We start from the raw sequence: 823 nt of genomic DNA, 5'->3' as shown, positions 1-823 counted from the left end.
CGGGTGCCGTCGCGGCCGCGCGCAGCGCCCGCGCGCAGCCCCGCACCTGGCAGCTCACGCGGCCGCTGCGGCTCGTCGTGCCCTCGGTGCCGGGCAGCACGCCCGACCTGGTCTGCCGCCTGCTGGCGGAGGCGCTGCGCCCGGCCCTGCCGCAGCCCGTCATCGTGGAGAACCGGCCGGGCGGATGGGGCACGATCGGCCTGCTGGAGGTCGTGCGCGCCGCGCCGGACGGGCACACGCTGGGCTACGCCAACGTGGTGACGCTCGCCATCAACGCGACGTTGCTGCCGAGCCAGCCCTACGTTGCAGAGCGGGACCTCGCCCCGGTGGCGCTGATGGGCTTCGTGCCGAACGCGCTGGTCGTGCGGCCCGGCCTGCCGGTGGACGACGTCGCGGGGCTGGTCGCACTGCTGCGCGCCGCGCCGGGGCGCCTTACCTATGGTTCGCCGGGCAACGCGACCACCGGCCACCTCTCGGGCGAACTCTTCCGCACCATGACGGGCACCGAGATGCTGCACGTGCCCTATCGCGGGAGCCCACAGGCGATGCAGGCCCTGGCCGCCGGCGAGGTCGACCTGGTGTTCGACAACATCTCCTCGGTGGAGCAGGCGGTCGGCCAGGGCCTGGCGCGCCCGCTCGCCGTCGCCGGTGCGCGGCGCTCGCCGCGCTTCCCAGAGGTGCCGACCCTTCAGGAGGCTGGGCTCGCCGGCTACGAGGCCACCGCCTGGGGCGGGCTGGTCGCCGCGGCGGCGACGCCGTCCGACGCGATCGCGGCCCTGCATGACGCCGTCGCGACGGCGCTCGCCTCCACCGCGCTGCGCGC

The 823-nt window shown here is 76.3% G+C and carries 1 protein-coding gene; it reads left to right on the top strand.

Annotation, left to right across the window (positions count from 1 at the left end):
* On the top strand, nucleotides 1-823 hold an 823-nt coding region (locus OZN99_RS32685; RefSeq protein WP_270939338.1), incomplete at both ends, for a Bug family tripartite tricarboxylate transporter substrate binding protein.

This window comes from Falsiroseomonas oryzae, assembly GCF_027856955.1.
GTDB classification, from domain to species: domain Bacteria; phylum Pseudomonadota; class Alphaproteobacteria; order Acetobacterales; family Acetobacteraceae; genus Falsiroseomonas; species Falsiroseomonas oryzae.
This window is presented reverse-complemented; position numbering and strand designations above follow the sequence as displayed.